The sequence below is a fragment of the Rhodococcus oxybenzonivorans genome, assembly GCF_003130705.1.
GTDB lineage: Bacteria > Actinomycetota > Actinomycetes > Mycobacteriales > Mycobacteriaceae > Rhodococcus_F > Rhodococcus_F oxybenzonivorans.
In genome coordinates this window covers 5,212,765-5,233,122 of sequence record NZ_CP021354.1, presented here as the reverse complement: position 1 = coordinate 5,233,122, position 20,358 = coordinate 5,212,765, and the positions used below count along the sequence as shown (strand labels likewise).

The window sequence follows — 20,358 nt, the reverse complement described above, 5'->3', positions numbered from 1 at the left end:
TCACCGCGGAGCCGTGCGCGAGCGACGTGACCGCAGGAGCACCACCACGGCCACCACGATGCCGGCCAGGAAGAGGGCCCCGCCTACCGCAAGTACCCACACCAGGGCCGCGGATATCCCCGAAGAGGTGGAACTGCTGCCGCTGTCCGGCACGGACAGTTCGACGGGGTCCCGGTCGGCGGTCGTGAACAGGACGTCGCCGTCGAGGCCCGCCCACCGGTCGGGCGAGCTATGCAGCCATTCGAGCGTGCGGTCGAGTTCCCCCGGCACACCCGTGGAGCCGGCGACCACCAGCTGCCGTTTTCCGTCGAACGTCGTTTGCAGCGACGCGAAGTCGATCGGTGCGCCCAAGGTGACCGCCGCCGATTCGTCGGTCGACGGGTCCGTGAGCTCGAGCGTGGTGTTCTCGGTGCGTTCGAGTGGCAGCGGCACACTGTCGGGCAGAGCGCCGTCGGCCGCGATGAGAATGGCGGGCTTCGCGGACTCGATCGCCTCGTCCAGGGACACCCAGCGGGGGTCGAGTGGGATGGTGGTCAACGACTGCAGTCCGGTGACGACGGCTACCGCCCGGGCTGTGTCGTCGAACCCACCGACCGTGCCTGCGACGTCGACCCCCGGCAGCATTGACTGCGGCAGAGCCTGGAAGCCCGTAGGGTTCGGCTCTTTCGACGGTTCGCTGGTGACCTCGCTGTCGGGGTCGATGGTGAGGGTGACGGGTTGCTCTGTGCCACAGTGGTTGGTGGCACCCGTGGTGTTCAGGGCGACGGTGAGGGTGGTGACCCGGCGCAGGGCGTCGTCGGGGACGTCGATCCAGCGATCGATGACTCCGCTGGGTTCGGCCGCCCAGCTGTCGAGTGTGTACTCGCCCGCGGTCACCGACAGGAGACCGCTTCGGTCATCGGGCAGCGGGGTGTACGAGCCCTGCAAGTTGACCCGCAACGACCCCGACGCCCGGCCGAGTCGGCTCTGATCCAAGCCCACGGCCACCTCGGCCCGCCCACTGGACGTGGCGACGAGATTCGTTTGGCCGAGATTCCGCAAGGTGGTGGAGGTGGGAGCAAGTATCGGCGGGCGATCCATCGACCCGGCGATGGCCCGGGCGTCGACGGCCACCGCAGCGACCTTGCTGGTGACCAGTCGAACCTGATCCTGCAGGGTGGCGTCGTCTCCGTTGAGGCGTAGGGCCGAACCTCCACCGGGCAGGGGAACTAGTTCTGTTGCGGGCTCGCCGCTCTCCCGGATGATCACCGACCGTTCGAACGGGCCGCCGGAGGGAGGCAGCAATGGCAGGCCCTCCGGTAGTTTTCGGACGTCGACGCGTACGGGCTGGGCGCCGTAGTACGCGACGACCGCCCCGGCGAGATCGAGGGCGGCGGCACTCTCGGTCTCGGTGGGGTCGCCGGGGATGTAGAGGACGAGCTGCTGCAGAACCGGCGGCAGGAAGTCGGCCACTACAGCCGGATCCGTGGGTGCGCCGCTGTAGCGGACCGTGACGTCCCGCAGGGTGAGGCCGCGGCTCGCCCACGCCTCGGGGCAGAAGTTGTCGATCGGGATGAGCGTGCTGCGCAGGGTGACTGCCACCGCCTGATCCGTGATCTCGGCGCCGGTGAGCGGAATCGATATCGGCGCATTGGCAGCGGGAGCACCGGGAAGATCCACTCGGGCCAGAGACCGGTCTGCCGATTCGACGTCGATCCAGGCACGTCCCACGTTGCCCGGAAGATCGGCCACCGCCTCGAGCGACGTGGGGGTGAGGCCCTGTGGGACGGGCACCGTGACGGTGACCTCGTCCTGATTTCCCTGGAACGGAACAGCGGCACCGAAACCGAGTGCGCGGGAACCGAGAGTGACCGACTCGGCGGGTGCGGGCTGGTCCACCGGGTCTTGCGCGTACGCAACCGGCATCGGCAGGAGGACGAGTCCGCACGCGGCCAGTACGGCAACGAGTCGGGCAACACGCGGTCGTGCGGGCACTGCGACGGGCATCGGCGACTCTTTCGGTGCAGGACTAATCAGTGGGTGGGGCATTCGGTACAAATGGGACGTCCGTCCAGGACGCTACCCTGTGACCTCGTACCCCGACCTACCGAACCTGAACCACCACCTCGCCGAACGTCGTTCCACCGGGGCGGAGTGCGAGCTTCCGATGAGCGTTACCCGCGACGAACGGGAGCACGACCGTACGGCTGCCGGACCGCTGGGCTGTCCGGTGCGGTGGGAATCGGTTTGGTGACCGGGGAGGCGTCCAACGTGAATGTGCTTCCGTGGTGCGCCAACTGGAGGGGCTCGCCGGAGATCAGCCGATACGTCGCCACCAGCGGACGGACATCGACGTGTATTGCGCTGCCGCGCACGGTCATGCGGAACGATAGTCGCGTCAACTGCGGCGGGATCCGGGGTGCGAACGTCACGTCACCGTCGTGGTCCCGCATGCCGCCGAATCCGGCGACGCAGGCCGTCCAGGTACCCGCCAGTGAGGCGATGTGAAGTCCGTTCTCCACGTTGGCGTGGAGGTCGTGGAGATCGGTGAGTGCGGCCTCGGCCAGGTAGTCGTAAGCGAGTTGCAGGTGCCCGACCTCCGCGGCCATGACCGCCTGGACGCACGCCGACAGGGACGAGTCGCGGACCGTGAGCGCCTCGTAGTAGGCGAAATTGGCGATCTTCTGCTCGGGGGTGAAGGCATCACCACGCAAATACATCGCCAGCACCAGGTCTGCCTGTTTGACCACCTGTTTGCGGTAGAGGTCGAAGTACGGGTAGTGCAGGAGCAGGGGGTAGTGCTCGGGCGGGGTGCCCTCGAAGTCCCATTCGTCGTGATGGGTGAAGCCTTCGGACTGCTGATGCACGCCCAGTGCGGCGTCGTACGGAATGCGCATGTGCTCGGCCGAGTCCCGCCACCGTGCCGCTTCCTCATCGTCGACGCCCAGCTCGCGCGCCTTTGCGGGTCGCCGCTCGCATGCGGTGGCCGCGTCGCGCAGATTCTTCTGCGCCATGAGGTTGGTGAACACGTTGTTGTCGGCGATGGCCGTGTATTCGTCGGGTCCTGTAACACCGTCGATGCGGAATTCGCCGCGTGAATTGTGGTGGCCCAGGGTGGCCCACAACCGTGCGGTCTCGACCAGCAGCTCGAGCCCGCATTCGTCCTCGAACTCGGCGTCGTGGGTGGCGGCCAGGTACCGCGACGTCGCCACCGCCACATCGGCACCCACATGGAACGCGGCGGTTCCGGCGGGCCAGTATCCGGAACACTCGTCACCGGTGATCGACCGCCACGGAAAGACGGCACCGCCCTGGCCGAGTTGCAGGGCCCGCCGCTTCGCCTTGTCCAGGGTGGAATGTCGCCAGCGCAGGGCGTCGCGGGCAGAGTCGGGCACGGTGTAGGTGAGCAGCGGCAGCACGAACGTCTCGGTGTCCCAGAAGGCGTGCCCGTCATAGCCGGGGCCGGTCAGGCCCTTCGCGGGAATAGCGCGCGACTCACCGCGCGCACCGGCCTGCAGCACGTGGAAGAGGGCGAAACGCACCGCCTGCTGGAGTTCCGCGTCACCGTCGATCTCCACGTCCGCGGTTTCCCAGAAGTCGTCGAGGTATTCGCGTTGGCGGCGCAGCAGCTCGTCCCAGCCGGTTTCGAGCGCTCCGGCCAAGGCGCCCTCGACCTGCCCGCGCAATGCTGGTGTGGACCGTCGGGCCGACCATCCGTAGGCCAGATACTTGGTGACCCGTAGTCGCTGTCCGCTCGGTACATCGGCGGCGACGGTGAGGCGGGCAAGGTCTTCTTCGGTCTCGATGCCGCAGCGGGCATTTGCCGGGAGGTCGATCTCGTGGTCCATGCCTGCGGCCATGCGCAGACCCGAGCTCCGCGTGTGGTGGGCGAGGACTGCTCGGAAGTCGTGGGCGGCGGCGAAATCGGAGACCAGCGGGTTGTCCAGGGCTGCCGCGACTCTCGGGTCGTCCGTCCGCGCCGGGATCGGCTCGTTCGCCAGGAGGTCCGATTGCAGGACGAGTTCGATGTCCCCGTCGAGTGGTTCCACCTCATAGTGGATGGCGGCGACCGCACGGGAGGTGAACGACACCAGCCGCTCCGAATGGATGCGCACCCGTCGGCCGGTCGGGGAGGTCCATTCGGTGGTGCGGCGCAGTGTGCCGGACCGGAAGTCGAGCACTCGCTCGTGGTGTGTGGCACTGCCGTACCGCATGTCCAGTGGCTCGTCCTGCACCAGCAACCGGATGATGCTGCCGTCGGTGACGTTGACTACCGTCTGGCCGTCCTCGGGATAGCCGTAACCGGCCTCGGCATAGGGCAGCGGGCGTTGCTCGTAGAAGCCGTTCAGGTAGGTGCCGGGCAGGCCCCGTGGTTCACCCTCCTCGAAGGTGCCCCGAATGCCGATGTGCCCGTTGGAGAGCGCGAAGGTCGACTCGGTGGCGTGGAGTGCCTGCAGGTCCAGTCCGCGCCAGCGCAGCTGCCACGGCGATATCTCGTAGCCCTTGTCGTCTGCCATGCTCACCTTTCCAGCAGTTCGGCCAGGTCGTTGACCACCACGTCGGCGCCGTGCGCGCGGAGGGCTTCGGCTTGATCGTTGCGGTTCACGCCGACAACGAATCCGAATTCACCGGCGCGTCCCGCTTCCACCCCGGACAGGGCGTCCTCGAACACGGCCGCCTGATCGGGATGCACGTTGAGTGCGCGCGCTGCGGCGAGGAAGGAATCCGGTGCAGGCTTGCCACGGAGTTCCTGATCGCGGATCACCACGCCGTCGATGCGCACGTGCACATATCGGCTGAGATCGGCGGCGTCGAGGACTTGCTTCCCGTTCGCCGACGACGTGACCACCGCGATCTTCAACCCGGCGTCGTACGCGGACTTGATGTATCGCACCGAACCGGGGTACGGGCTGACCCCCTCCTCGTCTATTACCCGCAGAAGGCGGACGTTCTTGGTGTTTCCGACACCATTCACCGTCTCGGCGCCCGGCGGATCGTCGGGGAGTCCCTCCGGCAACGTGATCGCGCGGGAGGTGAGGAAGGTGCGCACCCCGTCGGCGCGGGGCCGGCCGTCGACGTAGTCGTAGTAGTCCTGGTCGGTGAACGGCCGGAAATTCGGGCCCTCGCGATGCTTCAGAAACTCGTCGAACGTGCGTTTCCAGGCTTTGCGGTGCAGCACCGCCGTGCCGGTGAGCACACCGTCGAGATCGAACAAACAGGCCGAGATCGCATCAGGCAGTCCCATCACCTTCTCGACGGTACCGCCGTCGCCGGTGGTTTCGCCGAGGCGCGCGCGGGTGTCGGCAGATCGGAATCGGGTCGGTCTCGATTTCGGTCGAAACCGGACAAACCATACCGATCAGACTGTAGGTTCCGCCGTGACTGGTAAATAGATGTGCAAACGAAGGAGCTGTCTTTGAAACGCTTGGTGATAACCGCGGCAAGTTGCGCACTCCTCACCCTGTCGGCGTGCGGATCCGACACCGAACCGACACCGACCTCCGAAACCTCCAGCTCCACTACCAAGGCCACGAAGACCTCGGCCACCTCGACGACGAAGACCTCGGAGTCGGTACCGCCCGCCGTGCCGCCCGGGTCGAACGACGGTGGCGGCAGTGCGCCAGGCGCAGGGTCGGGAGGTGGTGGCGGCCAAGCCCCCGCCGCAGGTCAGCCGGCGCCCGTGAATCCACCACCCGCAGGCGTCGCGCCGCCGCCGGCGCCGGTGATCCCGCCACCGCCCGTCGTGCCACCGCCAGTGGTGCCGCCGCCCGCGGAAGGTGAGGATCCGCCTCCGGCCGAGGGTGAGGACCCGCCCGCGGAGGGCGAGGACCCGCCGGTCGAGGGTGAAGACCCGCCGGTGGAGGGCGAGGATCCGCCGGTCGAGGGTGAAGACCCGCCCGCCGAGGGCGGTAACTGAGGCGCCTCTTTACGACGCACCCCTCCCCGCGGATACGCATGAATCATGCCGTGTCCTGGGAAGGGTGCGTCAGAGTCGTCACAGATCGCCGACGCGATCGGCGAGTAGTTCGCAGTACGCGCGCGCAAGTCCCGGCGCGGTGCGCACCCCGTACCCGGTGTGATGAGAGATAGCCTGACGTCGTCTTCCGCACCAGTTTGCCTCCGGGTCTTTCCTCAGGCGGCACCGGCGGCTGCTGACCGAGGCGCAGCCTGAGTCGTGATCTTCTGGTTGACCAGCATGTTGAGCGAGACCCCCTGTTCCTCGGCTTCGATCGCCAGGGTCCGGTGCACCTGCGGGGACGTGCGGACCATGAACTTGCCGCTGTAGGGCCGATCCGCGATGGGGACTGGTGGTTGCTCACCGGTCAGCGCCATGTCCTCGAGCACTTCACGGACGAGGCCGATGACACCGTCGAGTGCTTCGGCCTGTGTTTCCGCCAGCCAGGACAACGACGGGAATTCGGCGACGGCCCCGACGAATTCGCCGTCGCCCTCCGACCAGGTCACCCGATAGGTGTAGTGCGATGCGTCAGCCATTGTTGTCAGCCTCCTTAGTGAGCTTGTCGTATGCGGTGACGATCTGGCCGACCTGATAAGCCGGTGTCGCAGCAGAAGTTAAACAGCTCGGTATACGTCACGCTCTGCGGACCTCATCCTCGCGATCAACTTCGCTTGTATCGACCCCAATAGTATCGCCAGCGATACCACTTAAGTAGGTGCGCGTACTGCTCATCGCTCATGGTGGAACCGTGATCATGCGACGTTTCCCGTGAGCGCCGATGTGCACTCGAGCGTACTTTCGCGCCCACCTCGGGTCGGCCGATCGGGGGACGACGAATTCAACCCGAATGGCGCCCGATCGGTCGACAGACGCCGGCCGGGAACGGCGGGAGAGTTGTGCCATGCGTTATCGCGCATCGGATCACTCATCCTCGTGGACAGGAGCACCCGTCATGTCACCCATTTCCGATATCCGGACGGCGCGGTGCCGTCGATCGCGGCGCGTGCTGTTCGTCGGTAATCCCACTCGACGTTCGGACGTGTCGCAGTGGGCGATGGTCCGGCAGTGGGTCGTTCTTCAGGGGCTCGAACCGATCCGGTCTTTCGGCGACGACGTGCTCTGCGTGATCGTGACCGAGGATGTGCTCGACGGCCGGTGCTCGTCGGCGGAGTCGCTCGTCGTGCGGCAGGCCCGGGACAACGCTGTGCCCTGCATCAGCGTCCACGACACCACCACGATCTGGCACACGACGGCCCGGGTGCGAGCCCGTATGTCGCTGTCGAATGGGACGCCGCGGGAAGGTGCGTGAAACCGGGTGTATTTCCTGTTCACAGCGGTTTTGGAAGGTTTCGGCGCGGGCACTCCCACGGTGGGGAACCGTTTCGTTCTTGGAGGTGAATGAGTCATGTCGACGACATCCGGAATGTCGATCGAAAGACACCCCGACATTGCTGCATTGCGCGATCGCTACGACAGAGTCGCGGAGAGGCCCGTCACGCAGGTGGCCGAGGGTCTGATGTTCATCGCGGCGCTGTATGTGGCGGCGTCGCCGTGGATCGTGGGCTTCGGCGATCAGATGGGGCTGGCGATGTGCAACCTGATCGCGGGCATCGCTGTTGCCCTGCTCGCGGTCGGATTCACATCGGCGTACGGCCGCACCCATGGGATGACCTTCGTCGCGCCGTTGCTGGGTCTGTGGATGATCGTCAGCCCGTGGCTGGTGGCCGACGTCAGCACAACCACAGGCATGATCTGGTCGAACGTGCTCGGCGGCGCCATCGTGTGCCTGCTCGGCCTCGGTGTCACAGCGATGGGGATGCGCGAAGACCGCGGAGACCGCATGAAGTAACTGGTCGACTACGTACGAAAGGAAATCCGGAGACAGCGCCCGCCCATCAACGGCGGGCGCTGCCGCATGTGGGCAGCATTTCTCAGAGCCGCCGACGGAGGATGTTTCGCGGCGGCAGGGGGGGTGATTCTCAGCGGTTGAGGAACGCGTCGTGGTCCGCGTGGGCGCGCTTGATCAGATCGAGTAGCGCGGTCTCCTCGCGCACCATCTTCTTGAACTTGGGGTCGAGGCTCTTGAGCTGCTGCTCCTCTTTGACCAGCTTGCTGTAGATCCGTTCGCGCTCGTCGGCATCTGCCGTGTAGTCGAGGTCAACGTAGTTCGCAGCATGGTGTCGGGCGCCGGCGATCGCCGCTTGGGCCCGGCCCTTCTGGCTTGTCAGGGAGGCGATGACGGTGACGATCAGAACTCCGATGATCACGCTGAGTGACAACGCGGTGCTCACTTCCACCACGTCGACGGGTTCGCCGTCGTTGACGAACGGCAGGTTGTTCTCGTGCAGCGCGTGCAGGATCAGCTTGACGCCGATGAAGCCGAGGATGGCAGCCAGGCCGAACGAGAGATAGATGAGGCGGTCCAGCAACCCGTCGAGGAGGAAGTACAGCTGCCGAAGTCCCATGAGGGAGAACACGGTGGCCGTGAAGACGATGAAGACATTTTGGGTGAGGCCGAAGATCGCCGGGATGGAGTCGAGGGCGAACAGGATGTCGGTGCCACCGATCGCGACCATCACCAGCAGCATCGGCGTCATGGCCCGCTTGCCGTTCTCGATGGTGAATAGCTTGTCGCCGTCGTAGTGCTCGGTGGTGTGCATGAACTTCTTCGCGATCCGGATGATGAAATTGTCGGCCGAGTGCGACTCCTCGGTCTCGGGGCGGAGCATGTTGCCGGCCGTGATGAGCAAGATGAGGCCGAAGATGTAGAACACCCACGCGAACGAGTTGATCAGCGCGGCGCCGAGGAAGATGAATGCGGTGCGGGCGAAGATCGAGAACACGATGCCGAACAGCAGAACCTTTTGCTGGTCTTCACGTGGCACCCGGAAGCTGGACATGATGATGAGGAAGACGAAGAGGTTGTCCACGGATAGGGCCTTCTCCGTCACGTAGCCGGCGAAGTACTCCGCCCCCATGGTGACGCCACCGCAGATCAGGACAACCACACCGAAAAGAAGCGCGAGGCCCACGTAGATCGACGACCAGATCGCTGCTTCCCGGAGGGTCGGTACGTGGGCATGGCGGACGTGGAAGAAGTAGTCGAACGCGAGCAGAGCGACGATCACGACGATCGTCAGGCCCCAGGCGAGCGGAGTTACATGCATCGTCTCTGCCTTCCAGCCGGGAACGCGGTTGCTGTCGTCAGCCTAACCGCGGACCACCCGGTCGGCAGGGGCGTTCGTCAGGCGACCTTGCCGTCGGGTGGTTCGGTCTCGCGGCCGTCACCGGACGCCGGCGCGGGGCGTTCGCGCACGTCCTTCTGCGCTGCCGCCTTGCCGATCAGTATCGCAATCGGAATCGACAAGACGATCCACGCCGCTACTGCGCCGATAATCCACCACACCGCTCAAGTATGCGACGCCTACCTTGGGGAAAGCTGAGAGCGCAGCGCCGCATTACCGCGCGTGCGAATCGCGTGGTTGAAGGGCGCGCTGGGCGGCGGGCCAGAACTCGAATCCGGCGGTCATCAGCCCACCGAGCCCGATCAGGGTCACCGCGGCGTCGACGCTCGTCCGCCCCTCCTTCGCCCAGTAGACGTCTTCCAGGTCGAGTAGGAGCGCCAGCTCGTCGACAATGAGCGCCACGGCCGCGCCGTACGAGAGCGCCACGGTGGGGTGGTGTCGCTGCTTGTCGGAACCCCGGACGGCAATCGCTCCGATCATCCCCAAGGTGCCGATGCCGATGTTGTAGTGATGGAAATGGTGCCCGCCGAGTTTCATGCCGCCGCTACTGGGGCCGTGGCCGTCTTTGATCCAGTGCGTCAGCGCCCGCACCGCGCAGAAGGTGGCGGTGAACGAACTCCATGCCCAGACGGCCGACCGTTCACCGGGGGCAAGTTTTCGTTTCCAGGCCGCCCGCAGGCGGTGCCATCGACTGCGAGGATGCGCGTACTGGAGTTCGGACATCACAACGGCAATGGTGCCACCCCAACAGTGGCGGTGGTCGGTCTTTCATGGCCGTCGGCTTTCGCGACAGCGCGAAGATCGTGTTTTGAACGCGCCCGCGGACTCTAAGGGAGGATTCCCGGCAGATTCCATCGCAGTCGATCGCTAATGCTGCTTTCCGAACGGCGTTAGGGACTAGGCCGCTGGTCGTGCCGTCTAGGCGTGGCTGCCGGATTACCGATTAAGTTCGACTCACACAGATGTCGTACCCCCACAAAATTGGGGATGTGAAGTTGCAGATCCCGCGGACAACACCAACAACCCTCTACGGTGGAGAGGTCTTCTACTTTATTCTTTTGCGATCGCCCTGTCGGAACCTGGGGCGGTTTGGGGGTTCCCGCCGTCTACCGGATGCAACCAACACCGCCGGGCTGTTACCTGGAATCGACTTCGCCAGGATTCCGCTGATCGAGACCACCGGCCGCCCTGCTCATCCGTAGGCTACGACCTCTCGCCCGCACCCTGCTGGCTGTTCGCCCCGCTCAGGGTCGGCACTATGTCGTACATCGCGTGACGGTATGCGCCAAAGTCCTAAGTCTCTGTCTCATTGTTGAAGGCGCTCGACGTTATGGCGCTCGACGCACGGCAACAGGCAGGCGACAGGGAGAAGCTGAGAGACTGAGATACTGAGATGCTGAGGAAGGCTGTCGGCTCATCAGCGTCCGTGGATCGTCGGACGCTCCGGCGTCTCCTGCCCGTCCCCATCCCATGCTTCCACGAGGGGTGGCAGTGCCGAAGCGCACAGCCACTCGCTACCGGGTCCGCGAAAACCCGCTGCATCGAGCACTTTCGACGGCTGCATCAATTCCGGTCTGCGCACTGCGAGCGGCGAATATTCCTGCAATTAGAGCGTTCGACCCAGGTGATGTTGCGTGACGAATGTGAACCCTGGACGATCCGAAGTGAAGCCGCGGACTAACAGATCCGGTATGGCTCCAGTCAGAGCCGTTGTCATCGATCCGTCAAGATCGTCGGCTGTTTCGATCGCCGACCACTTTCGCGCTGAACTAATCGCCACTGCGCTGGGCGACGTGGCCGCATCGACGCACATCGAACCGGAGGCGGTCTTTCGCGCCGACCGCTGCAGTCAGTACAACTTCGGGTCCGTTTCGGCGCCCTGTGGCGGAGTTTGGGGATGAGGTCCGTCCTTGTTGCCCGTACCGGAGTGTGTAGAACAGCGGTACTGCCGAGATTCCTTCGCGAATTTGAAGAACCAAGTGCATCTACCGCACGGTCTAATCGACGAAACATCAAACAGGCCAACATTTAGTCGGTACTAGCGAACGCTTCTACAACCCAAGGCGTCGGCATTCTGTGCTCGACGATACTTCCGAACGAGGTCCAGCGGGGTTGCTGGATTTCGTCATCTCGAGGGGTCCGAGATCATCGCGGTGGAACAGTCGCGTTCGCGAAGCGCTCCCTTGCTGACAGCGACAATGGGATCAGCCCGGCGGGCCCGCCGTCGGTCCGTCGGCTAACCTTCCGGTATGTGGATAGCGATCGCTGTGATAAGTGCCTTGGTTACAGTTGCCGCGGCGATGTTCTTCGCGACGTACACGGTGCTTTTTCTGATCGCTGTGTGCGGGATTCTTCTGCTCCGAAGGCGGTATGAGCTCCTAGTTCCACTAACGCTCTTCCTGGCGGCAACGACGTTGCCCAACGGAATACCCGCGGGATTCGCCGCAGGTGGGTACGCGTTCAAACTTTACGAACCGGTGCTCGTTGCCGCATTTATTTGGGCGGTCACCAGGCCCGTCGCGAAGCCCACCACGCGTGTGGTCGCCGCGCTCGTGGCCTGGCTGGGAGTTGGCCTGATCGGCGCATTACTAGTGTCCGCACAACTGGGCAAGGTCATTGCCGATATCCGATACCCGGTCGAGATGGTGATGGCCGTCGCCGTGGCGGCAGCAGCGGTCACAACCCCAGATCTCAGCCGCATGTGCGCCCGCACTATGAAGTGGTCACTTTGGATCTCAGCTGCTTTCATCATGCTCGCTTCTGCCGGAGTGCTCACGCTAGTCGGGCGTTCTGAGATTGCCACTCTGTTTGAGACAACTAGTGACGGCGGCGCGACAAGGTACCTCACGGCAGCGACGTTCTTTGCACTGACCACCCTGTGTGTCTGCCTCGCGCTCGCGGTGAGCGGAACTTTCTCGCTTGCGCAAACGTGGATGTGGACCGTCCCGGCACTCCTAATATTGTTCCTAGCGTTTTCGCGAAACCACATCCTTGGAATCGCTGTCACGCTATTACTGGCAATACTGGCCGCCCGATCCGCTGGCGCAGTCGGTCGTACAACGATCCGCGTTGCTGTCGGTGCTCTGGTGATCTTCGGCGTCCTTAATGTCAGCCCGATGCTTAGTGGCCTCCCTGGTGGAGAGTGGTTTGCAACGCAGATCGACGGGTATTCCTCACGGGTTGTCGATGGACTCAGGTCTGACGCGCTCGCTCGCGATGACTCCGCCCGATATAGGGAGCGCGAAATCGGCAATCTCGAGCGGGCGTTCTATGAGGATCCGGTCGTGGGCCACGGTTTCGGATTCGCGTATCAACGGCCGCAAGGCTCTCAAGGGACATTCTGGTACGACCGCGCACCTTATTACTCGCACAACTTCTACTGGTGGATGATGGTAAAGACAGGCGTGGTTGGCCTGCTCCTGTTCTTGCTTGCCACGTTGGTTCCGGTCGTGAAGGGAACCGTCTGGTCAAAGAATCCGGTTGCGGTGGCGCTCGCAGCGTCTCTAGGCGGACTACTGGCGATCTGTTGGGTGGCACCCTTGCCGTTGGACTCGCCGACATCGGCGCTCGTCGGGAGCGCGCTCGGGGCGCTTGTCGGACTACTCATCTCGCGGCAGCGGGATCGTGTGACCACCGTCGAATTCGTCGACCAGTACCAAGGCCACGTTACATCGGCAGGTCGAGAGCGTAGATGGAGTGACCGCAGGCACGTCTGCGATGAGGAACTGAAGCACGCATCCCTACATGGTAATGCGACTGGCGGCAAGTGAGCCCTGGGCGACTTCGTCTCCGTTTCCGCCGTAACCGAAGTTTGGTGTGCCGTTTTTGCCATCGACCTTTCTGTCATTCGCCGTCCATTTCCGCTGCTCGATGACTCAGTTCCTAGTCGGAGGAGACCCTTGATGCCATAAGCAGTTCTGCCCGGCCAATCCTGCGACCTCGCCTGTTGTCGATCGTGCCCAAGTCTGTTGTCAGCGAGACGGTCAAGATTCCCGCAGCGAAACGGCACCGACCACTAAGGTGTTTCTCCAATCCCCGCTGCTCCAATCAGGTGCGCTGAAGCTTGTCGACCGGTTCCGCTACTGCAAAATCGAGCGCGACGAGGCCCGCCCGCACAAGTGCCTTTGCCGTAGCGATCACGGGGAGTGCGCCTAGTGGTGCGGGGAAGGTCGACTCCGGGCCGATTGCGAAAGCCGAAATGACGATGCCCGCGAGTCCGCCGAAGCCAAGTGCTTGCCTGATGGCCAGCCGCATATGGGCGAGCCGTGTGGATAGGGCGGCTAGAATGGCGCCAACTCCGAGTTCCCATGCGCGGGTAAATGTTGAGAAGTAGGCGATGGTGGGGGCCGCCTGCGATTGATACATCGCAAACACAAACGTTCCCGCTGTGACAGCTACGGCGACGGACAACACGATCATCGGCAGCGAGAAGCTGACGCCCCACCTCTTGCGTGCCCAGATGATGCTAACGATTAGCACTGGCCACACGACATAGAACTGTTCTTCGACCGCTAAGGACCAGTAGTGCTGCAGCGGGGATGGTGGAAGCGCCGACTGGAAATAGTCGGTGCCCGCAGCAGCCAAATGTCAGTTCACCAAGAACACCAGCGACCACCATGCGTCAGATGCGACCGATTGGAATCGGCTTGTGAGCATAAGGAGGTACGAGGTAGTGACGACAACTCCGAGGACCAAGAACGCGACAGGGAAGATCCTGCGTATTCGGCGCCTGTAGAAGTTGCTGATTGACAATGACCCCGACTTTTCGCCTTCGCGTACCAGAATCCCAGTAATAAGGAAGCCGGAGATCACGAAGAATGCGTCGACTCCGATGAATCCTCCGCGCGGCCATCCGAAAAGGTGGTCCAAGACGACGAGGATTACTGCGACCGCGCGCAATCCTTGGATGTCGAGCCGCTTGTTGCCGGCAAGTCTCCTGACCCGCTTCTTGCGCGCCGAAGTGGAGCGGGTAATGGTTGCCACGGACTTCCCCTCGAAATCTCAGCCCCCGCAGGAAGAAGGGGATGGGTGCAATATCGACCGCCCGGTTACTACTCGCCGGTTGTGTCGGTCGACTGACTCGACCGCCCGCCATCAAGTTGTGTTGAGCCCCTACGACACGAGCAACCCGGTGGAGGTACGAGGCGGCGAGTGATGGAACCCGACTCACCTGCGAGAAATGTATCGTGCAGCGCAATAACATACCGAAAGATCGATTAAAGGCCCCAATTCCCGCCATCCCAACAGTCGTACGAGCAGCGTAAGCGGATGCAGTTCTCTTTTCGGGTAGGTTCTCCGCTCATCGACTCGTCAGTCAACCCGATTCTGGTGCGCGAGGGCTTCGATCTCTGAGTAGATTGTCACGTGTTCTACTGCGGCACTTGGCCGTTGCGGTTGCAAAGTCCGGCCGGTCGTGTAGAAAGAACGAGTGCCCGACAGGGTGCAGATCGAGAGTTCTCCCCCTAAACGCCTCGACAGGAGCAAACATGTCTTCAGCTTTCGGCAGCCTCACGGAACTGGTCACCTTCCTCGCGCAGTTCCTCACCTTCGGTTCAGAAGCTGGATCCAGCGGCGCATAAGTCCGCACCTTTCTGAACTGGGGCTCACGCGGTGTGGGCCCCAGTTCAGGTTTCGGGTGACACATGGATTACGGCGTTGTCATCGCGCGCTGGGCGGCGGGCCAGAACTCCAGTCCTGCCGTCATCAGTCCACCGAGCCCGATGATGATCACTGCCGCGTCGACACTGGTACGTCCCTCCTTGGCCCAGTACACGTCTTCCAGGTCGAGTAGCAACGCCAGCTCGTCGAACAGTGAACGCGAGTCCGGCGCCGTACGGCAGCGGGGCGGTCGGATACCGCCGCTGCTTCTCGGAGCCGCGTACCGCAACGGCCCCCACACCCGCCAGTGCGCAGATCCCGAGATTGTAATGGTGAAAATGGCGCCCACCGACTGCGATCCACCGCTGCTGGCCCATGCCCGTCCTTGATCCATGGGTCAACGCACGTACCTCACCGAAAGTCAGGGTTGACGCGGTCCACGCCACGACGGCGGGCTGCTCGCTGGAGTCGAGGTTCTTCCGCCAGGCGATCCGTACCCGCTGTAGTCGAGTCCGCTTCGGAGCAGTTCTGTCAGGACGATTTTCGGTCACGACATCGATCGTGCCACCGGCCCGCGGAGATCATCCTCTGTTCGGTTCCATCAATTCTTATGACGGCCACAATCCGCCGTTTGTAACAAAACGAGACCTAACTAGGTAGTAAGTCTCGTTTTGGCAAAAAAACAGACCGGACGTATGTTTATCGGCATACTGGACGGCATGTGGTGGGTCATAGGAATAGTCGTGATATGGGGACTCGGGGCGATACCGCTTGCCGTTCTGTTCGGTTCGGCGGCGCGGCTGAAGGATGAGCGTGAGCTACCCCAAGACGATCGAGTGGCCTGGTGGTCTTCGGTTGATTCGACGACAAGCCGAGCACTCCAGCATGGGGCTTGATTCCGGTTAACGCACGCCGTCAACGACGACGTATGTGTTGGCGGCATACCCATCCCTCTGCTGCGCCGTGGAGCTTGCTCGTCGAAAGGAACCTCACCATGACTACTGTTTCCCGGATAGAGGTGGCACGGGCCCGACGATCTCGATTGGTTCTGTTCGTCGGAAACCCGACGAGTTATCTCGAAGTTACCCAGTGGGCGAAGCTACGGCAGTGGGTTACGGCCAACGGTTTGAAACCGATACGGGAACTTAGGCGGGACGTCCTCTGTGTAATCGCGACGGTCGACGTCATGGATGGGGTCGGGTCTGCGAAGGATTCCGCGATGCTGCAACGTGCGCAGGAGGCCGGCGTTCCTTGTGTCGGCGTCCATGAGACCAGTCGCATCTGGAAGCTCACCGCTCGCGCGCGAGCGTTCAGCGACCAGGCCGTCGAGGGCCCGCTTGCCCGTACCCGTCACGAAGGGGCATAGGAGCCCAACGACGGGTTGTTTCCAGCTTGACTGGCCTGGCTCGTGAGAAGCAGGTGGTGTGTCATGCCACCGTCTGGTCTGGTGGATCGTGTCGGTGGTCATCGCTCAGCGGGGGCCGGTTGCTCCCGCACATCCTTCAGCCGGGCCGCTCGGCCGAGCATTATCGCGAGCGGTACCGACAAAACCACCCACAGCAGCACCGCAGCCCCTAGAATCCACCACCACACCCTTCGAGTATGCCCGCGGTTGGACGCTCGTTAAAGACCTCGCGCCTGTGCATATCCTGTGGAAACTCTGACTCGACGGACGGCGAAGCCGTCGGACGCCCGGCCCTCCGCCGTCGTCCTCACGACTCCACTGGCCCCAAGCGAAGCCGACCGTAGCCCACCCGCCAGTCCGCATGGTCCAGCGCGCCAATGCGCTCGGTCCAGTCTGCGGCTGCGGCTCCTCGTCGATCGCAAACAAAATAAGAACCTGTTCACGGTCGCAGAACGTGAAGGGGGATACGGTTTCGAACGTTTAACGCGGCGGTGAACTATCTGAGACGCGAAAACACAAACATTGACGCCGGATTGGCAGCGGCATCCCGTTCGTCGCCCGCAATCGCTGCTGCGTTCCATTGTCCGCGTGTACAAAGGAAGGGCGGACTAAGCTCAATCCCGGCTACATGTGCCGCGCTCCGTCGGCGGGTATCTCTTCCGCGTTCTTGGACGACGGTCCAGGAATCCCCCCAATATGTCTGGAGTCAAGGGCCTTTAGACCCTTACTCGCGAGTAGGCGGGACGTAGCGAGCGCGAAAGTTCCCTTGCCGCTTGTGATTCGCCTCACAATTCACAGCGATGCAGTGCGATTCTGGCGCGGCTCGCGATAACCGAATTGAGTTGACCAGCACTTTTCTGCAGGATTGCATTGCCGGGCCGATCTGGGCGCAGTCCGCGCTCGATAGGTAACGGACGGCCCATGGGTGCGATCATTTAGACGGCAGCAATCCGGGGGGACGGTTTCTCTTTTTCCGTCACACATCACAAGTCATACGGGCTGCCGACGCGCGTAACGGCTTCAGGTGGAAGGTGTGCGATGGTTACGGCATTCAATGTGCCCCTCAGCCCCGCAGTGGGTGTGGAGGGTTCGGCGACTGCGCCAGGGGCCGGAAGGGTCGGCAGTCGCAGGGACTGGCAGGCAGCCTACATTCGACGACTGAGGATTTCGGACACCCTGATCGTGATCGCGGCCGTTGCGCTCGCGCAGTGGGTTCGGTTCGGAGACCGTGAGGTTCTGGCGTCGTCGAGTTCGATCCCGGATCTCAGCTACTCGTTCATCTCCGCGGCACTGATCATGATGTGGCTCGCCACCTTGGTGATCTTTCGAACCCGCACAATACGTGTGATCGGGAGTGGCCCGGAGGAGTACCGACGAATTTTCTCCTCGACGATTCGTCTCTTCGGTTTGATCGCGATCGTATCTCTGCTGTTCAGAGTCGACTTGGCGCGTCTGTACCTCGGCATCGCCTTTCCAGTCGGATTGGCGGGCCTTGTCATCAGCCGGTGGTGCTGGCGTCGTGTAATCGCGCGCAAGCGTGCGCAGGGCGAGTTCCAAACCTCCGTGCTGGTGGTCGGCGGCGAGCGAGCGGTCCGAAGCCTCGCGGAGTCCTTTTCGCGTGGTACCGCCGATGGATACCGTGTTGTCGGGGTCTGCACACCCGGCCGGGGCGTCGAGTGTGGGCAGAGCATTGTGGTCGGTGGACGCGAAATCCCGGTGCTCGGGGACGAACGGCACGTGTTGAGCGCACTGAAGTTCTGCGGTGCCGACACCGTGGCAGTCACGGCCACCGAGCATCTTGGTCACGACGGGATGCGCGCGCTGGCCTGGGCGCTGGAGCCTCACCATGTCGATTTGGTGGTAGCCCCCGGGATGATGGATGTTGCCGGTCCGCGTCTGTCAATGCGGCCGGTGGCCGGCCTTCCCTTGATACATGTGGAGAAGCCTCAGTACCACGGGGCCCAGAAGTTCATGAAGACCGGATTCGACTTCGTCTTCGCGAGCTTGGCGCTGATCGCGATCAGCCCGCTGATGCTCGCCGTTGCGGTCGCGATCAAAGTGACGAGCAAGGGTCCCGTGTTCTACAAGTCTGAGCGAATGGGGTTGGACGGCAGACCGTTCCCGATGTTCAAGTTTCGAAGCATGGTGGTGGACGCCGACAAGCAGGTTGCTTCACTGATGAAGTCGAACGAGGGCGCCGGCGTTCTGTTCAAGATGCGCGAGGATCCGAGAGTCACTAAGGTCGGTCGGATCATGCGGAAGTTCAGCATTGATGAACTGCCGCAATTCATCAACGTTCTCCGCCGGGAGATGAGTGTGGTCGGCCCCCGTCCACCTCTCCGCCGGGAGGTGGAGGCATACGATGGAACTGTCCGGCGTCGGCTACTGGTCAAACCCGGCATCACAGGGCTGTGGCAGGTGAGTGGTCGGTCGGACCTGTCTTGGGAAGAGACCGTGAGACTGGACCTTTCGTATGTCGAGAACTGGTCGATGACCGGGGACGTGTTGATCATCGCGAAGACGCTGAAGGCGGTGGTGGCGGGTGATGGTGCCTACTGAAGGTGGTAGTCAGAGCACGGCTCGTCGCCATGCAGTTACAGAAGGCTCGGGCACAGGTTGGAGCGAATCGAATGTCTGATACTAGTGCGGAAGAAGTGCCGAGTCGTATTGCTGCCGAACGGGGTAGCGATTCCAGTCACAATTACTCAGCGGTTGTCCTGTACTACAAACTAGGTTCTTCGGTAGCCGACACAATCGATGCGCTAATGAATCAGACTCACCCTCCATCGAACGTCATTGTAGTTGACAATGCGTCCAAAGATGGTGTCCTTGCGACAGTCGCCTCAAGAAGGCGCGACTTAACGGTTCTAGAACTCGACGAAAATCGGGGTTACGCCGGGGGTATGAACGCCGGTGCTAAGGCAATCGGTGATTCAACGCCGTTAACGCTCTTTCTCACCCACGAGGTAGTCCTTGATCCCAATTGCCTGAGGAACCTTACCCGGGGGATGTCCGCCGGAAAACACTCGCTCGTCGGCCCCGTACTGAAGCGCGGGACGACCGGTAAGGTCTGGTCGAGGGGGGGCGTATTTACACGGTGGGGCGGCGTCAAACATATTCTAGACGATCGATCGCAACCGGAAGTGCAATGGATTGATGGCGCGTGCCTCCTGGTCGATACTGCGAAGTTCCGCGATATTCGCGGATTCGATGAGGACTATTTCCTCTATTGGGAGGACGTCGATGTGTCTGCTCGATTGCGGACTCAAGGAACGATTGGATGCGTAGATACAGCGCGCGCCTCGCAAGAGACCGCTACGACGCCGATATACTTTCAAATAAGGAATCAGATTTTGTTTTGGCGAAAGCGCGGCAAATGGGTTCCTGCATCTCTGGCAGCCGCCGCGGCACTAGCGAAAATCTTCATCCGGGATATCCCACATTGGAGAATCAAGGTTATCGAGGCGAGGGTGCGAGGGTTGATCGATGGCTTGACCGGAGAACTCAACTTGGATCTAGCCTCGCTAAGGGAGGTGTAGGCCAAGTGCGTGATGAGGCTCAAGCCATTGTTGTGGTCAACCCGCTTCCCTCAACACTCTCCCGATATCAGACTGAGCTCGTCGAAACAATCGGCAGAGCCCAAACGGAACGCCGGATTGAGCTTTATCTTGAGCCCGGTGACGGCAACCAAAGCGTGGCGCACAAAATTCTGTCGGCCATGCGCATCTTGGCTGGCCGCTCCGTCATGGGGCGGAGATACAGAGCGGCTACGATACTTGTAACCTGGCCACTCTTCGGCTACTTCGATGTTCTTTCATGGATTTTAGCAGCGCGACGTAACACAGTCATATGTCTCGTGCATGATCCACTTCCGCTGCGACGGCAGATCGGGCATTCATGGCTCGCAAAGAAACTGTTCCACAGTATTGTTGCTCGTTTCAATATCGTACCTGTCTGCCACACTGAGCTAGCGGGGCATGCGCTTCGAGAACAGACCGGGGTGGATAGTATTGTCGCAAGCCATCCAATTGCTAGCGCCAGATCGGTCACATCGAGTGCCAACCGATCGGAACTAGCCGCAATCCGTGTCATGGGGCAGTTTAAGGCCGCGCGCACTTTGAACCCCCTGAACCAGATAGCCGATTCATCTTCGATGCGACTATTCAAGCTGG

Annotated in this window: 17 protein-coding genes; 7 read left to right on the top strand and 10 right to left on the bottom strand. The window is 62.5% G+C overall.

The window, feature by feature from the left end; genetic code table 11:
• From CBI38_RS24360 to CBI38_RS24350, 3 genes are all read right to left on the bottom strand, one after another.
• Positions 1 to 1,986 (bottom strand): hypothetical protein, encoded by a 1,986-nt coding sequence (locus CBI38_RS24360; protein ID WP_109332914.1) that lies wholly within the window; start codon positions 1,984 to 1,986, stop codon positions 1 to 3.
• 167 nt (positions 1,987 to 2,153) lie between these two features.
• On the bottom strand, positions 2,154 to 4,496 hold the full coding sequence (locus CBI38_RS24355) for a glycoside hydrolase family 65 protein (RefSeq protein WP_204164816.1): 2,343 nt from the start codon (positions 4,494 to 4,496) through the stop codon (positions 2,154 to 2,156).
• A gap of 2 nt (positions 4,497 to 4,498) precedes the next feature.
• Positions 4,499 to 5,224 (bottom strand): HAD family hydrolase, encoded by a 726-nt coding sequence (locus tag CBI38_RS24350; protein WP_109332910.1) that lies wholly within the window; start codon positions 5,222 to 5,224, stop codon positions 4,499 to 4,501.
• Between the two features lie 171 nt (positions 5,225 to 5,395).
• Here CBI38_RS24350 and CBI38_RS24345 point away from each other — a divergent pair, with 171 nt between their 5' ends.
• Positions 5,396 to 5,896 carry a chromosome condensation regulator RCC1 gene (locus CBI38_RS24345; protein WP_230989940.1) on the top strand — a complete coding sequence of 167 codons (501 nt, stop codon included), beginning with the start codon at positions 5,396 to 5,398 and terminating at the stop codon, positions 5,894 to 5,896.
• Between the two features lie 215 nt (positions 5,897 to 6,111).
• Here CBI38_RS24345 and CBI38_RS24340 read toward each other — a convergent pair whose 3' ends face one another.
• Positions 6,112 to 6,474, bottom strand: coding sequence for a type II toxin-antitoxin system HicB family antitoxin (locus tag CBI38_RS24340; protein ID WP_109332906.1), 363 nt, complete (start codon positions 6,472 to 6,474; stop codon positions 6,112 to 6,114).
• A 416-nt stretch (positions 6,475 to 6,890) separates the two neighbouring features.
• On the opposite strand from CBI38_RS24340, the gene CBI38_RS24335 reads away from it, so the two are divergent.
• Both CBI38_RS24335 and CBI38_RS24330 read left to right on the top strand, forming a co-directional pair.
• A complete protein-coding gene (locus tag CBI38_RS24335; protein WP_109332905.1) occupies positions 6,891 to 7,247 on the top strand; it encodes a hypothetical protein in 357 nt (118 codons plus the stop codon).
• Positions 7,248 to 7,343: 96 nt separating this feature from the next.
• Positions 7,344 to 7,787: an SPW repeat protein gene (locus CBI38_RS24330; protein WP_204164815.1), complete on the top strand. Its 444-nt coding sequence runs from the start codon at positions 7,344 to 7,346 to the stop codon at positions 7,785 to 7,787.
• 130 nt (positions 7,788 to 7,917) lie between these two features.
• Here CBI38_RS24330 and CBI38_RS24325 read toward each other — a convergent pair whose 3' ends face one another.
• The 3 genes from CBI38_RS24325 to CBI38_RS24320 form a co-directional block, all read right to left on the bottom strand.
• Positions 7,918 to 9,105, bottom strand: a complete 1,188-nt coding sequence (locus CBI38_RS24325; protein WP_109332904.1) for a TerC family protein — start codon at positions 9,103 to 9,105, stop codon at positions 7,918 to 7,920.
• 77 nt (positions 9,106 to 9,182) lie between these two features.
• Positions 9,183 to 9,305: a hypothetical protein gene (locus CBI38_RS40155; protein WP_257792455.1), complete on the bottom strand. Its 123-nt coding sequence runs from the start codon at positions 9,303 to 9,305 to the stop codon at positions 9,183 to 9,185.
• A 91-nt stretch (positions 9,306 to 9,396) separates the two neighbouring features.
• Positions 9,397 to 9,906, bottom strand: coding sequence for a hypothetical protein (locus tag CBI38_RS24320; RefSeq protein ID WP_109335323.1), 510 nt, complete (start codon positions 9,904 to 9,906; stop codon positions 9,397 to 9,399).
• A gap of 1,526 nt (positions 9,907 to 11,432) precedes the next feature.
• Between CBI38_RS24320 and CBI38_RS24315 the strand changes: the two genes are divergently transcribed.
• Complete coding sequence (locus CBI38_RS24315) at positions 11,433 to 12,953, top strand: O-antigen ligase family protein (protein WP_109332903.1); 1,521 nt, start codon at positions 11,433 to 11,435, stop codon at positions 12,951 to 12,953.
• A gap of 277 nt (positions 12,954 to 13,230) precedes the next feature.
• On the opposite strand, the gene CBI38_RS24310 is transcribed toward CBI38_RS24315, so the two are convergent.
• From CBI38_RS24310 to CBI38_RS39305, 3 genes are all read right to left on the bottom strand, one after another.
• On the bottom strand, positions 13,231 to 13,767 hold the full coding sequence (locus CBI38_RS24310) for an acyltransferase family protein (RefSeq protein WP_162603280.1): 537 nt from the start codon (positions 13,765 to 13,767) through the stop codon (positions 13,231 to 13,233).
• Between the two features lie 3 nt (positions 13,768 to 13,770).
• Positions 13,771 to 14,166 (bottom strand): acyltransferase family protein, encoded by a 396-nt coding sequence (locus tag CBI38_RS24305; RefSeq protein WP_109332901.1) that lies wholly within the window; start codon positions 14,164 to 14,166, stop codon positions 13,771 to 13,773.
• A 664-nt stretch (positions 14,167 to 14,830) separates the two neighbouring features.
• Positions 14,831 to 15,130, bottom strand: a complete 300-nt coding sequence (locus tag CBI38_RS39305) for a hypothetical protein (RefSeq protein ID WP_230989939.1) — start codon at positions 15,128 to 15,130, stop codon at positions 14,831 to 14,833.
• Between the two features lie 645 nt (positions 15,131 to 15,775).
• On the opposite strand from CBI38_RS39305, the gene CBI38_RS24295 reads away from it, so the two are divergent.
• The 3 genes from CBI38_RS24295 to CBI38_RS24285 all read left to right on the top strand — a co-directional run bounded on the left by CBI38_RS24295 (position 15,776) and on the right by CBI38_RS24285 (position 19,725).
• The gene (locus CBI38_RS24295; RefSeq protein ID WP_109332897.1) at positions 15,776 to 16,147 is read left to right on the top strand and encodes a hypothetical protein; all 372 of its coding nucleotides are present in this window, start codon (positions 15,776 to 15,778) and stop codon (positions 16,145 to 16,147) included.
• A gap of 1,077 nt (positions 16,148 to 17,224) precedes the next feature.
• Positions 17,225 to 18,745 (top strand): sugar transferase, encoded by a 1,521-nt coding sequence (locus CBI38_RS24290; protein WP_109332896.1) that lies wholly within the window; start codon positions 17,225 to 17,227, stop codon positions 18,743 to 18,745.
• 71 nt (positions 18,746 to 18,816) lie between these two features.
• Complete coding sequence (locus tag CBI38_RS24285; protein WP_162603279.1) at positions 18,817 to 19,725, top strand: glycosyltransferase; 909 nt, start codon at positions 18,817 to 18,819, stop codon at positions 19,723 to 19,725.
• Positions 19,726 to 20,358: the final 633 nt, after the last annotated feature.